The 13839-nt window shown below is 56.0% G+C and carries 13 protein-coding genes; 9 read left to right on the top strand and 4 right to left on the bottom strand.

What is annotated here, in order from left to right; all coding sequences use genetic code 11:
• Window positions 1-5: 5 nt before the first annotated feature.
• Window positions 6-1343: a D-serine transporter DsdX gene (gene dsdX / locus OGV77_RS08625; RefSeq protein WP_043018794.1), complete on the bottom strand. Its 1338-nt coding sequence runs from the start codon at window positions 1341-1343 to the stop codon at window positions 6-8.
• Between the two features lie 229 nt (window positions 1344-1572).
• Between dsdX and dsdC the strand changes: the two genes are divergently transcribed.
• Together dsdC and OGV77_RS08615 are read left to right on the top strand one after the other, a co-directional pair.
• Entirely contained in the window at window positions 1573-2499 is a 927-nt protein-coding gene (gene dsdC / locus OGV77_RS08620; RefSeq protein WP_043018793.1) for a DNA-binding transcriptional regulator DsdC, read from the top strand.
• 78 nt (window positions 2500-2577) lie between these two features.
• Entirely contained in the window at window positions 2578-3660 is a 1083-nt protein-coding gene (locus tag OGV77_RS08615; RefSeq protein WP_087050735.1) for a cellulase family glycosylhydrolase, read from the top strand.
• Here OGV77_RS08615 and emrD read toward each other — a convergent pair.
• The 3 genes from emrD to tisB all read right to left on the bottom strand — a co-directional run bounded on the left by emrD (window position 3587) and on the right by tisB (window position 6010).
• Window positions 3587-4771 carry a multidrug efflux MFS transporter EmrD gene (gene emrD / locus OGV77_RS08610; RefSeq protein ID WP_043018791.1) on the bottom strand — a complete coding sequence of 395 codons (1185 nt, stop codon included), beginning with the start codon at window positions 4769-4771 and terminating at the stop codon, window positions 3587-3589. The genes OGV77_RS08615 and emrD overlap by 74 nt on opposite strands.
• A 192-nt stretch (window positions 4772-4963) precedes the next feature.
• A complete protein-coding gene (locus OGV77_RS08605) occupies window positions 4964-5797 on the bottom strand; it encodes an EamA family transporter (protein WP_047407739.1) in 834 nt (277 codons plus the stop codon).
• 123 nt (window positions 5798-5920) lie between these two features.
• Window positions 5921-6010, bottom strand: coding sequence for a type I toxin-antitoxin system toxin TisB (gene tisB, locus OGV77_RS08600; protein ID WP_003840643.1), 90 nt, complete (start codon window positions 6008-6010; stop codon window positions 5921-5923).
• A gap of 521 nt (window positions 6011-6531) precedes the next feature.
• Between tisB and ivbL the strand changes: the two genes are divergently transcribed.
• The 7 genes from ivbL to uhpT all read left to right on the top strand — a co-directional run bounded on the left by ivbL (window position 6532) and on the right by uhpT (window position 13758).
• Window positions 6532-6630 (top strand): ilvB operon leader peptide IvbL, encoded by a 99-nt coding sequence (gene ivbL / locus OGV77_RS08595; RefSeq protein ID WP_003827118.1) that lies wholly within the window; start codon window positions 6532-6534, stop codon window positions 6628-6630.
• Window positions 6631-6737: 107 nt separating this feature from the next.
• Entirely contained in the window at window positions 6738-8426 is a 1689-nt protein-coding gene (gene ilvB, locus OGV77_RS08590) for an acetolactate synthase large subunit (RefSeq protein ID WP_043018788.1), read from the top strand.
• 3 nt (window positions 8427-8429) lie between these two features.
• Window positions 8430-8720, top strand: coding sequence for an acetolactate synthase small subunit (ilvN, locus tag OGV77_RS08585; RefSeq protein WP_003023914.1), 291 nt, complete (start codon window positions 8430-8432; stop codon window positions 8718-8720).
• 73 nt (window positions 8721-8793) lie between these two features.
• Window positions 8794-9387: a response regulator transcription factor UhpA gene (uhpA, locus tag OGV77_RS08580; protein WP_043018787.1), complete on the top strand. Its 594-nt coding sequence runs from the start codon at window positions 8794-8796 to the stop codon at window positions 9385-9387.
• Window positions 9384-10886, top strand: coding sequence for a signal transduction histidine-protein kinase/phosphatase UhpB (gene uhpB, locus OGV77_RS08575; RefSeq protein ID WP_043018786.1), 1503 nt, complete (start codon window positions 9384-9386; stop codon window positions 10884-10886). The genes uhpA and uhpB overlap by 4 nt, the downstream gene beginning before the upstream one ends.
• 9 nt (window positions 10887-10895) lie before the next feature.
• Window positions 10896-12224 carry an MFS transporter gene (locus tag OGV77_RS08570; protein WP_043018785.1) on the top strand — a complete coding sequence of 443 codons (1329 nt, stop codon included), beginning with the start codon at window positions 10896-10898 and terminating at the stop codon, window positions 12222-12224.
• A gap of 142 nt (window positions 12225-12366) precedes the next feature.
• The gene (gene uhpT / locus OGV77_RS08565) at window positions 12367-13758 is read left to right on the top strand and encodes a hexose-6-phosphate:phosphate antiporter UhpT (RefSeq protein ID WP_043018784.1); all 1392 of its coding nucleotides are present in this window, start codon (window positions 12367-12369) and stop codon (window positions 13756-13758) included.
• Window positions 13759-13839 lie beyond the last annotated feature (81 nt).

Genomic DNA, 13839 nt, shown 5'->3' with positions numbered 1-13839 from the left:
TGCGTTTAAATAATAAAGGAAAGCAGGAATGTGCAAACCAGTGCAATCACGGACGCGATAAATGTCGCGGTCGTATAGTATTTGAACGTCTCATTCAGGGTGGCGCCGCAGTACTGCTTCACCAGCCAGAAGAGGGAATCGGTCACGATCGTGCAGCCAATAGCGCCGGAACCGATGGCAATGGCGATGATCTCCGGGCTAACGTTAGGATAGAGCGGCAGCATCGGTGCCACGATAGCCGTCGCCCCCATCATCGCCACCGTGGCGGAGCCTACTGCGGCATGCAGGATTAACGCCACCAGCCAGGCCAGCAGAATCGGATGCATATGCATGTTTGAGAGGATCAGTGCGAGGGTATCCGCCAGCCCGCTGCTCTTGAGGATAGCGTTGAATGCGCCGCCTGCGCCGATAATCAGCAAAATGTTAGCAATCGAGCCAAAACCGTTTTCGGTGTGGGTCAGTAGCGCCCCCATGCCGATATGCTGACGCAGACCGAGAATGTAGTAGGCCACGAAAACGGCAATAAACATCGCGGTGATCGGGTTACCGATAAACTCCAGCAGCGTATACACCGTGCTGCCTTTCGCCATGTTCAGCTCTGCGACGGTTTTTACCAGCATCAGGGCAATCGGCAGCAGAACGGTAAACAGCGTAGCGCCCAGCGACGGCAGTGTACTTTCGTCACGCACTTTGAGGTCGGAAAACTCAGCCGGAACCGGTTTAAACGGCAGACGGTTACCGAGGAATTTCAGGTACAGCGGACCGCCGATCAGTGAGGCCATCAAACCGACCAGTAAACCGTAAACAATCACGGTACCAATGTCCGCACCCAGCTTATTCGCCACGAACAGGGCGGCCGGATGCGGCGGCACGACGCAGTGTACTGCCATCAGCGCCGTACACAGCGGAATCGCCAGCTTCAGGAGTGATGTATTGGTCTTTTTGGCAATCGAAAAAGCCAGTGGAATCAACAGCACCACGCCGACTTCAACAAACAGTGTGATCCCGCATATCAGTCCGACCAGTACCATAATGACGTCAGCGGAAAGCCAACGGCAGCGCTGCAGCGTCAGTCCGATGCGTTCGGCCGCGCCTGAGACTTCCATCATTTTGCCCAGAATGGTTCCAAGGCCGATAACCGCGGCGAGGAAGCCCAGCGTACCGCCGATGCCACTCTCAATGGCATTGACCATATCCAGCGGCCCCATACCCATCATCGTACCCACGAAGAAGCTGGCTAACAGCAGCGCCAGAAACGGGTGGAATTTGAACTTCACGATGGTCAAAACGATTAACACGATGCTTATCAGCAGCGTGCTCACAACCCAGATTTGAGAGTGCATAGCTCACCTTGCCCTGTGATTAATATAGGGGTATTGGACAAAAATAAGGCAGGGTCTGACAAACGATATAAATCCCCTTTCACATGAGCCAGATTGCATCAAATGAGTGATTTACGTCTAATTGCGTCTGGTTTTTGCGATATAGTTCACTTTGATTCATCTTTATGCTGATTTTTGCAGCGAACTTTTTTACACTCCGGCGAATGAATCAGGAGGACAAGAGGTGAGTATGGATCCCGTACGCGAGGTCAGAAATCGTCTGCTCAATGGCTGGCAGTTGTCAAAACTGTATACTTTTGAAGTGGCTGCGCGGCATCAGTCGTTTGCGCTGGCAGCAGACGAGCTGTCATTAAGTCCCAGCGCCGTCAGCCATCGGATTAATCAGCTGGAAGAGGAGTTAGGCATTCAACTGTTTGTCCGCTCGCACCGCAAAGTGGAACTCACCCACGAAGGCAAAAGGGTTTTTTGGGCGCTGAAATCGTCGCTGGACACGCTCAACCAGGAAATTCTTGATATCAAGAATCAGGAGCTCTCGGGGACGCTCACAGTCTACTCGCGGCCCTCTATCGCTCAGTGCTGGCTGGTTCCGGCGCTCGGTGATTTTACCCGCCGTTACCCGGCAATTTCACTGACTATCCTGACCGGCAATGACAACGTCAATCTGCAGCGTGCCGGGGTCGATCTGGCTATCTATTTTGACGACGCGCCTTCCGCGCAACTCACCCATCACTTCCTGATGGATGAAGAGATCCTGCCGGTATGCAGCCCGGACTACGCTCGACGCCATGACCTTACCGGATCGCTGGTGAATCTGCCGCACTGTACGCTGCTGCACGACAGACAGGCGTGGAGTAACGATTCCGGGACCGATGAATGGCACAGTTGGGCGCAGCATTTTGCAGCAAATCTGCCGACATCATCGGGAATTGGTTTCGATCGCTCTGATTTAGCGGTCATTGCGGCAATGAACCATATCGGCGTGGCGATGGGCCGAAGGCGGCTGGTGCAAAAACGTCTCGACAGCGGAGAGCTGGTCGCGCCTTTTGGCGATATGGCGCTGAAATGCCATCAGCACTACTACATCACCACGCTGCCCGGCAGGCAGTGGCCGAAAATCGAGGCGTTTATTGGCTGGCTACAGGAGCAGGTTAATTAGGCAGGTCGCGAATATTTTTTACGCTTTCTCTCTACACGGAAAGTGAAAAAGCATGCTAAATACGTGATATCACTCCTGATGATTTGCGTAAGGACGACCGTGTTAAAGCCGATTGTTTCCCTTTTGCTGTTAGCCAGCGCCACCGTATATGCCACGCAACCTGCGCTGACGGCGGCGCAGTATGCGCAGCAGCTTGGCGTTGGGATGGACGTAGACTGGGCGCGCACCGATCGGGGTATCCGTGAATTCGATCCGCTGGTGGTGCGGGATTTTAAGGCGAAAGGGTTGACCCACGTGCGCATTCGCGTGTCGGGAGAGCCCACGGAGGCGCGGCTTATACACTTGCGTAAACTGGTGGAAGCCTGTGAGCAGTATGGCGTGATCCCGATAATCGCCTATCAGGCTGACGAATATAAAAAAGACCCCAGCGCCGGTAACGAAAAAGAGGTGGTTAACTGGTGGGTGGCGGTGGCGCATTACTTTGGTCAAAGCTCGCCGTTGCTGGGTTTCGACCTGATATTTGAACCCTCTGATAAGCTCAACCATAATCAGGCGTCGCTCAATCGGGTGTATGATAAAACCATTCGTAACATCCATGCCATCGACCCGCAGCGGATGATTTTCATCGCGCCGCGACTGCGTGCTGCACCGGAAGATTTGCTTAACCTGAAACTGCCGCCGCAAAGTCAGAATACCGTGCTGGCCCAATGGCATATTTTTCCGTGGGGACCGCTGAAAAATAACGGCAAATACCCGTGGACCTCAGGGACTGCGGCAGAAAAGGCCGCTATTCGCGCCCGCATCAATACCGCCGTTCATTGGCAGCAGAAAACTGGTCATGTCAGTTGGGTAGGAGGCTGGTCGCCAGGAGAAACCATCAGGAACGCGCCTTCAGCCTCACAAATGGCGTTTGCCCGCTTTATGGCGTGCGAGCTGAAGAAAGCGAAAATTCCCTATGCTATCAATGCGGATACGCAGTTCTATGATGGCGAGGAGGGTGCCTGGCGTCCGGCGCTGGAGCCGCTGCTGACGACGATGATCGCGCCTGAATGCGAAAAGCCCGGCGATAAGCCGGGCCATCATACGCTTAAACCGCCTGTCCCTGATGCGACACGCGTGACGCCAGTGGAATCCAGCAAACAAAAATCAGCAGCCCCATAAGGGTCATCAACAATCCCAGACTGGCTTGCCCGGTCTGCGGCAGCATGGCAGAGAACCACGCCAGCACGCCGGAACCAATGTTTTGTAATCCCCCTACCAGCGCGCCGGCAGTGCCTGCCAGGAACGGGAAAGGTTCCATTGCGCCGCTGGTTGCCAGCGGAAACAGCATCCCGGCACCGAAGAAAAACAGCGCGGCGGGAACCAGCAGCGTCCAAACGTTCATCACGTCGAACAGCCCAGGGATCCACATCATCAAACCGGCGACCAGACAGCAGATAACCGACTGCCACATCAGCGTCGAGAAACGCTTGTTCGGGCGACCGGCGAACCAGGCGCCGAAAAACGCCGCCGGGATGGGCAGAATAAACAGGATACTGACCACCATGCTGCTCAGACCGAGCCGTGCGCCCAACAATACCCCGGAGCAGGCTTCGAAGACCGCAACGCCTGCCAGACCACCGATCAGCATCAGCACGTAACAGGTGAAAGCGCTGTTGCCAAACAGCGTTTTATAGCTGGCGATAAGCCGTGGGCGCGGGGCACCTGCAGGGCGCGTTTCCGGCATCCAGCGCGCCATGCTAAACGTGACGCCCGCGCACAGAACCAACAGGAAGATGTAGCACGCGCGCCAGTTCCACAGGGTATCCAGCATGCCGCCAATCAATGGCGCCAGCAGTGGGCTGACCAGAATCCCCATGTTTAACAAACTATTCGCGTGGCGCAACTGCGAGCCTTCGTACAGATCGCGCGGTAAGGTTCTCGCCATCACACCGCCGACGCCCGTTCCCATCCCCTGAATTGCACTGGCGATAATCAGTACCGTCAGGCTGTGAGTGGTAATCGCGACCAGCGTGGCCAGCATAAAAATAGACATTCCGGCGAGGATCACCGGGCGGCGGCCAACGCGATCGGAAAGCGGGCCGTAAAACAGTTGTGACAGGCCGTAGGTCAACAGGTAGGCGGCCATCACACTTTGCACCGCCCCTTCGCGAACGTTCAGTTCACGCGCCATATCAGCAATTGCGGGGATATAAATGGTTTGCGCCATCTGACCTACCGCCACCAGTAATACCAACATCAACAACAAATTGACGCTTCTATGCCTTTTCATTTCGCTGATTACTTTTAAAAAAGAGAAAAAAGAAGAATAAGGTGCTGCACTTTCCCGTAAATGCGCGTGGAATCTACCACAACAGAAAAAGAAGGCCAGATAGTAGGCTGGAATGTTTAGGGGGTGGACGGCAGGAAATGTAAACAAAAAGCGGCAACAAATGTTGCCGGATTGCATCGGGTTACAGCACGATCAAGACAAACGTAGTAATACCGCGCCTACGGCAATGCCTGCGGCCGCGACAAGACGTATTCCGGCAACCTTTTCTTTCAGCAGCAACCACGCGAGCAGAGCGCCAAACAGAATGGAGGTTTCACGCAGCGCCGCGACCACAGCCAACGGAGCCTGGGTCATGGCCCATAGCGCCAGACCGTAAGAACCCATCGTGCCAATCCCGCCAAGAATACCTTTCTTCCACTGCTGCACCAGATAGCGCGACGCTTCCCGGCGCCTGGCGATCATCGCCCAGGTGAGCAGGCAGGAGCCGTTCAGAAAGAAGGTCCACAGCGTATAACCCAGCGCGGTTTCTGATAAGCGTACGCCGGTGCCATCAACCAGCGTGTAACCGGCGATAAAGCAGGCATTAATGAGCGCCAGTACGATCCCGCGTTGCGAGCTGCTGCGTCCGTTAAATGCCATACCGAGAATGGCCAGACAGATCGTGGCAATCCCCACCCACGCCAGCATAGACAGACTATCCCCAAGGAACAGAACGCTGATAATTGCGACCAGCAGCGGCGCTGTACCGCGCATTAACGGATAGGTCTGGCTCATATCCGAAACCTGATAGGTTTTGGCGACCAGGACCGTATACACCACTTGTAGCGCGGTTGAGACGGCCAAAAACGGCAGGCTGGCGGCGGAAGGTTGAGGCGCGAAGGGTAAGCAGATCAATGCCATAATCGCTGCTGAGCCGCTAACGCCGATCGCCGAATACAGTTTATCGTTTCCAGCTTTGACGATGGCGTTCCAGCTGGCGTGCAGCAGCGCGGCGAACAGCAAAATGCAGAAAACAGAAAGCGTCATGGTGGAATTCTTCCCTGAGAATGTCATAAAAACGTAACATATTGGCGCGACACAAGCACCAGGGAGAAGGTGAAAGGGGAGCGGAGTGTTACCCGCCCCCCTTTGGTGCGACTTGAATCTGAATTACTTAATGTATTTCAGAACGGCATCAAGGAGTTGCAGTGCTGCAACAATGAGTTTGAGGATAAGAATAGCGATATCCACGAGGCTCATACGCTCTCCTTTTGGTACAAGGAGCACGGTGCTGACGTACCTCGCCGCTGCCTGTTGTCAGCACCTTTGTTGACATAACACAGTGTGCTCACACGGGGGTTAAGGCGCTGACGGCACCACCCGTTTCAGCCAGGACTTTGATGCGCCGGTTTACGATGCGGCCCCCGTATAACACATTGCGTACCGAGACATTATAGATAAATACTGTATAAATTAACAGTATTTTATGGACGTTACGCCATTCATGTCCCATACTCAAAACCATCAAAATTCGTGCCGAAATTGCGTGTTCTTCGCAGAACGCGTATACTTTTTTCGTTGACATAACACAGTGTGTTCGGCGGCTACCAACCGCACAGCGCTGAAAAAACCTCGCTCCGGCGGGGTTTTTTGTTTTTCGGCCAGGTCCTGTGAAATGTGATCGTTGACGCATTTTTATGCAGATGAAAATTTTTCCATTGTCACGCTGAAAAACCTGTGTTTGTATAAATCCAGTTAATCAACAAACAGACAGGTCCCTAATGAACCCTTCCATGCTGACTGCGACCCTACTAAAAACTGCGCCATCTCGCGCAGCGGTCGTCGTGCGTGTGGTGGTGGTCGTCGGCAATGCGCCGTAGGGTCCGAATCAACACACGATTCCAAAACCCCGCCGGCGCAAACCGGGCGGGGTTTTTCGTTTCAGAGACCTGCCCGGAGCAAAGGCCCAGAATAAAAGGACTGGAGCATGGCAAGTTCGGGCATAACATCCAAGCGTACGCGTTTTACGGGCGCAGAATTCATCGTTTATTTCCTGGAACGCCAGGGCATTCAGGTTGTTACCGGTATTCCCGGCGGATCGATTCTTCCCGTCTATGACGCCTTAAGCCAAAGCACGCAAATCCGTCATATCCTGGCGCGCCACGAGCAGGGCGCAGGGTTTATCGCGCAGGGAATGGCGCGAACCGATGGCAAACCCGCCGTCTGTATGGCCTGCAGCGGACCGGGCGCAACCAACCTGGTAACCGCCATTGCCGACGCGCGTCTGGATTCCATCCCGTTGGTGTGTATCACCGGGCAGGTTCCGGCTTCGATGATCGGTACCGACGCCTTCCAGGAAGTCGACACCTACGGCATCTCTATCCCCATCACTAAGCACAACTATCTGGTCCGCCATATCAGTGAATTACCCCAGGTTATGAGCGATGCGTTCCGCATTGCGCAGTCCGGACGTCCAGGCCCGGTGTGGATAGACATTCCTAAGGATATTCAAACTGCCGTTTTTGATATTGAAGAGATGCCGGAGCCCGCGCAGAAAATGGCGGCGCCAGCGTTCAGCCAGGACAGCATTCGCGATGCCGCAGCCATGATTAACGCCGCACAGCGCCCGGTGCTGTACCTCGGCGGCGGCGTGATTAACGCGCCTGAGCGCGTGCGTGAACTGGCAGAAAAAGCGACGCTGCCTACCACCATGACCTTAATGGCGCTCGGTATACTGCCGAAAGCGCATCCGCTGTCGTTAGGTATGCTGGGCATGCACGGCGCGCGCAGCACCAACTTTATTCTGCAAGAAGCGGATTTACTGATTGTTCTGGGCGCACGTTTTGATGACCGGGCGATTGGTAAAACCGAGCAGTTCTGCCCGAACGCTAAAATCATCCATGTGGATATCGACCGCGCGGAGCTGGGTAAAATCAAACAGCCGCACGTGGCGATTCAGGCTGATGTCGATGAGGTTCTGGCGCAATTGATCCCATTAATTGACGCGCAGCCGCGAGAGCCGTGGCATCAAATGGTGGCCGATTTACAACGCGAATTCCCTTGCACTATTCCGCAGGAACGCGACCCGCTCAGCCACTATGGATTGATCAACGCCGTGGCTGCCTGCGTGGATGACAGCGCCATTATCACCACCGATGTAGGCCAGCATCAGATGTGGGCGGCACAGGCTTACCCGCTGAATCGTCCGCGTCAGTGGCTGACCTCCGGCGGTCTGGGAACCATGGGCTTTGGTCTGCCGGCGGCAATTGGCGCGGCGCTGGCCAACCCGGACAAAAAAGTGCTGTGCTTTTCTGGTGACGGCAGCCTGATGATGAATATTCAGGAAATGGCGACCGCCAGCGAAAATCAGCTGGATATTAAAATTATCCTGATGAATAACGAAGCGTTGGGTCTGGTGTATCAGCAGCAAAGTTTGTTCTATAAGCAGGGCGTTTTTGCGGCGACCTATCCGGGGATGATTAACTTTATGCAGATAGCCGCCGGGTTTGGTCTCGAAACCTGCGATCTGAATAACGAGGCGGACCCGCAGGCAGCGCTGCAGGAAATTATTACTCGCCCTGGACCTGCGCTGATTCACGTGCGCATTGATGCCGAACAAAAAGTGTACCCGATGGTGCCGCCGGGTGCGGCAAACACAGAAATGGTGGGGGAATAAGCCATGCAACAGCAGACTCATGACAACGTAATCCTGGAACTCACCGTGCGCAACCATCCGGGCGTAATGACTCACGTCTGCGGGCTGTTTGCCCGCCGCGCGTTCAACGTGGAAGGCATTCTCTGTCTACCGATTCAGGACAGCGATAAGAGCCGCATATGGCTACTGGTCAACGACGATCAACGTCTGGAGCAGATGATAAGCCAGATAGACAAGCTGGAAGATGTGGTGAAAGTGGCCCGCAACCAGTCCGACCCGTCGATGTTTAACAAAATCACCGTGTTCTTTGAGTAGTTCGCTCAAGACTTGAACAGCCACGCGCTTATCGTTAAGGTAAGCGCGTTTTTTTATCCGCCAGGACAAACCCATGATCACCATCGCCCTTATCGACGACCACACTATCGTTCGCTCCGGCTTTGCCCAACTGCTGGGGCTGGAACCTGATTTGCAGGTTGTGGCTGAGTTTGGCTCAGGCAGCGAGGCGTTGGCGGGATTACCGGGACGCGGCGTGCAGGTGTGTATCTGTGATATCTCGATGCCCGATATCTCCGGCCTTGAACTGTTGAGTCAGTTGCCAAAGGGAATGGCGATTATCATGCTCTCCGTCCATGACAGCCCGGCGCTGGTGGAGCAGGCACTGAACGCGGGCGCACGTGGTTTCCTTTCTAAACGCTGCAGCCCGGATGAGCTGATCGCGGCGGTGCATACCGTGGCGACCGGTGGTTGCTATTTGACGCCGGACATCGCCGTCAAACTGGCGGCCGGTCGTCAGGATCCGCTGACTAAACGCGAACGTCAGGTGGCGGAAAAACTGGCGCAAGGCATGGCGGTGAAAGAGATTGCCGCCGAGCTGGGGCTGTCTCCGAAGACGGTACATGTGCATCGCGCCAACCTGATGGAAAAGCTCGACGTCAGCAACGACGTGGAACTGGCTCGCCGGATGTTTGACGGCTGGCAATGAACACGCTCTGTTCCCGGTTAATTACCGTTGTTGCCTGCTTTTTTATTTTCTCAGCCGCGTGGTTTTGCCTGTGGAGCATCAGCCTGCATCTGGTTGAGCGCCCGGAACTGGCGGTGCTGCTGTTTCCGTTTGGCCTGCGTCTGGGGCTGATGCTGCAATGTCCGCGCGGCTACTGGCCGGTGCTGCTGGGCGCGGAATGGCTGCTTCTTTTCTGGCTGGCACAGGAAGTGGCGCTGGCCCATTTGCCACTTTTGATGATCGGAAGTGCCCTCACGCTACTCCCGGTGATGCTGATTTCGCGATACCGCCATCAGCGCGACTGGCGCACGCTGCTGTTGCAGGGCGCGGCGCTGACGGCGGCGGCATTGCTACAATCGTTGCCCTGGATTGGGCAAGGCGAAGAGGCGTGGAACGCGCTGTTGCTGACGCTCACCGGTGGATTAACGCTGGCCCCGATCTGCCTGGTGTTCTGGCACTATCTGACCAGCACCACCTGGCTGCCGCTGGGCCCGGCGGTGGTGTCGCAGCCGGTGAACTGGCGAGGGCGGCATCTGGTCTGGTACCTGCTGCTGTTTAGCGTCAGCCTGTGGTTGCAGCTTGGCCTGCCGGATGAACTGTCACGCTTCACGCCGTTTTGCCTCGCGTTGCCGATCATTGCGCTCGCCTGGCACTATGGCTGGCAGGGGGCGCTGATTGCGACGCTAATGAACGCCATCGCGCTGATTGCCAGCCAGACCTGGCACGATCATCCCGTCGATTTACTGCTCTCGCTGCTGGCGCAAAGCCTGACCGGGCTACTGCTCGGCGCGGGCATTCAGCGTCTGCGCGAGCTTAACCAGTCGCTGCAAAACGAATTAGCGCGCAACCACCGTCTGGCTGAACGCCTGCTGGAGACCGAAGAGAGCGTGCGCCGGGATGTGGCGCGCGAACTGCACGACGATATCGGCCAGACCATCACCGCCATTCGCACGCAGGCGGGTATTGTCCAGCGCCTGGCCCCGGAAAACGCAGGGGTGAAGCGCAGTGGGGCGCACATCGAACAACTTTCTCTCGGCGTGTACGATTCAGTGCGTCGCTTGTTAGGCCGCCTGCGACCACGTCAACTGGACGATCTCACGCTGGAGCAGGCCATCCGCTCACTGATGCGCGAAATGGAGCTGGAAAGCCGCGGCATCGTCAGCCATCTCGACTGGCGAATTGATGAATCTGTGCTCAGCGAAAGCCAGCGCGTAACGCTGTTTCGCGTTTGTCAGGAAGGGTTGAACAACATCGTGAAGCACGCCAACGCCAGCGCGGTGACGCTTCAGGGCTGGCAACAGGATGAACGGTTGATGCTGGTGATTGAGGACGACGGCAGCGGCCTGCCGCCGGGGTCGAATCAGCAGGGATTTGGCCTTACGGGGATGCGCGAACGCATTAGCGCCCTCGGCGGTAAGCTCACGATTTCCTGTACGCACGGCACGCGTGTCAGCGTGTCGTTACCCCAGCGATATGTGTAAGGCGCAGTTATGTTTTCGTTTTTAAAAGCCCCGGCCAGTGCGCCGCTCATTACTGATAAGCGTGAGGTGGATGCCCGCTACCGCTACTGGCGGCGGCATATTCTGACCACCATTTGGCTCGGCTACGCGCTGTTCTATTTCACACGCAAGAGCTTCAACGCCGCCGTACCGGATATTCTCACCAGCGGTGTGCTGACTCGTAGCGACATTGGGCTGCTGGCGACGCTGTTTTACATCACCTACGGCCTGTCGAAGTTTGTTTCCGGTATCGTCAGCGACCGCTCCAACGCCCGCTATTTTATGGGTATCGGGCTGATTGCCACCGGCGTGGTGAACATTCTGTTTGGATTTTCCACCTCGCTATGGGCTTTTGCGGTGCTGTGGGCGCTGAACGCCTTTTTCCAGGGCTGGGGATCGCCGGTCTGCGCGCGTTTATTGACCGCGTGGTATTCGCGTACCGAGCGCGGCGGCTGGTGGGCGCTGTGGAATACCGCGCACAACGTCGGCGGGGCGCTGATCCCCATCGTGATGGCGGCGACGGCGCTGCACTACGGCTGGCGCGCCGGGATGACCATCGCCGGGCTGCTGGCGATTGTAGTAGGGATTTTTCTCTGCTGGCGGCTACGCGACAGGCCGCAGGCAATTGGCCTGCCACCGGTTGGCGACTGGCGGCATGATGAACTGGAGATCGCCCAGCAGCAGGAAGGCGCAGGGCTGAGCCGCAAAGAGATCCTCACCCGCTATGTGCTACTGAATCCTTATATCTGGCTGCTGTCGCTGTGTTATGTGCTGGTGTACGTTGTGCGCGCCGCGATCAATGACTGGGGTAATCTGTATATGTCGGAGACGCTCGGCGTGGATCTGGTGACCGCCAATACCGCCGTGACGATGTTTGAGCTGGGCGGATTTGTTGGCGCGCTGGTGGCGGGTTGGGGTTCTGACAAGCTGTTTAACGGCAACCGTGGTCCAATGAACCTGATTTTCGCCGCCGGAATTTTACTCTCCGTTGGCTCGTTGTGGCTGATGCCGTTCGCCAGCTACGTGATGCAGGCAGCGTGCTTTTTCACCACTGGATTCTTCGTCTTCGGCCCGCAGATGCTGATAGGCATGGCGGCGGCGGAGTGCTCGCACAAAGAGGCGGCGGGCGCGGCAACCGGGTTTGTCGGACTGTTTGCTTATCTGGGGGCATCGCTCTCCGGCTGGCCGCTGGCGAAGGTGATGGAGGTCTGGCACTGGACAGGATTCTTTGTGGTGATCGCCATTGCGGCGGGGATTTCCGCGCTGCTGCTGCTGCCGTTTTTAAACGCCCAGGCCCCGCGCGATCTTAACGAAGCGTGATGTACCTCACCTTTTTGCCCTGAGTGGGGCAAAACTAAGAAATTTTCCCGGTTTCACCTGGACGCTGTCTCAGGCGCGTCTTCCGGCTGATTTTTACAATGCCTGCCATTCGCAGGTATAAAAATTAGCTCGGGAGTGTCAAATGCTGGCCTTTCTAAACCAGGTGCGCAAGCCGACCCTGGATCTGCCGCTCGATGTGCGGCGCAAAATGTGGTTCAAACCGTTCATGCAGTCCTATCTGGTGGTCTTTATCGGCTACCTGACCATGTACCTGATCCGCAAAAACTTCAACATCGCGCAGAATGACATGATCTCCACCTACGGGCTGAGCATGACGCAGTTGGGGATGATTGGCCTGGGCTTCTCTATCACCTACGGCGTGGGTAAAACGCTGGTTTCCTACTACGCGGACGGTAAAAACACCAAGCAGTTCCTGCCGTTTATGCTGATCCTCTCCGCCATCTGTATGCTCGGCTTCAGCGCCAGCATGGGTGCGGGTTCAATCAGCTTGTTTTTGATGATCGCCTTCTACGCGCTGAGCGGTTTCTTCCAGAGTACCGGCGGCTCGTGTAGCTATTCCACCATCACCAAATGGACGCCGCGTCGCAAGCGGGGTTCTTACCTCGGCATGTGGAACATCTCTCACAACCTTGGCGGTGCGGGTGCGGCGGGCGTGGCGCTGTTTGGCGCTAACTATCTGTTCGACGGTCACGTCATCGGGATGTTTATCTTCCCGTCAATTATTGCCCTGATAGTCGGCTTTATCGGCCTGCGCTACGGCAGCGATTCCCCGGAGTCATACGGCCTCGGTAAAGCCGAAGAGCTGTTCGGCGAGGAGATCAGCGAAGAGGACAAAGAGACAGAAGAAAACGAGATGACTAAATGGCAGATCTTTGTTGAGTACGTGCTGAAAAACAAAGTGATCTGGCTGTTATGTTTCTCGAACATCTTCCTGTACGTGGTGCGTATCGGTATTGACCAGTGGTCCACCGTCTACGCTTTCCAGGAGTTGAAGCTCTCCAAAGAAGTAGCGATTCAGGGCTTTACCCTGTTTGAAGTGGGCGCGCTGGTCGGCACGCTGCTGTGGGGCTGGCTCTCTGACCTGGCGAATGGCCGCCGTGCGCTGGTGGCCTGCGTGGCGCTGGCGTTGATTATCGCCACCCTGGGCGTTTATCAACATGCCAGCAACCAGTATGTCTATCTGGCTTCGCTGTTTGCGCTGGGCTTCCTGGTGTTCGGTCCTCAGTTGTTAATCGGCGTTGCGGCAGTCGGATTTGTGCCGAAAAAAGCGATCGGCGCGGCCGATGGGATTAAAGGCACTTTCGCTTATCTGATTGGTGACAGCTTCGCCAAGCTGGGTCTGGGGATGATTGCCGACGGCACGCCGATTTTCGGTCTGACCGGCTGGGCGGGCACTTTCGCCGCGCTGGATGCTGCCGCCATCGGTTGTATCTGCCTGATGGCCGTGGTGGCCGTATTTGAAGAACGGAAAATTCGCCGCGAGAAAAAGATTCAACAATTGAAAGTCGCTTAAGTTAAGTGTGCATTGGTAACTTTTGCCCGCCTTAATGGCGGGCTTTTTTATGTTTGAGGCTGAAGCATCTCGTATTCAGGT

Source organism: Citrobacter sp. Ce129 (assembly GCF_030334545.1).
GTDB lineage: Bacteria > Pseudomonadota > Gammaproteobacteria > Enterobacterales > Enterobacteriaceae > Citrobacter > Citrobacter europaeus.
This window is presented reverse-complemented; position numbering and strand designations above follow the sequence as displayed.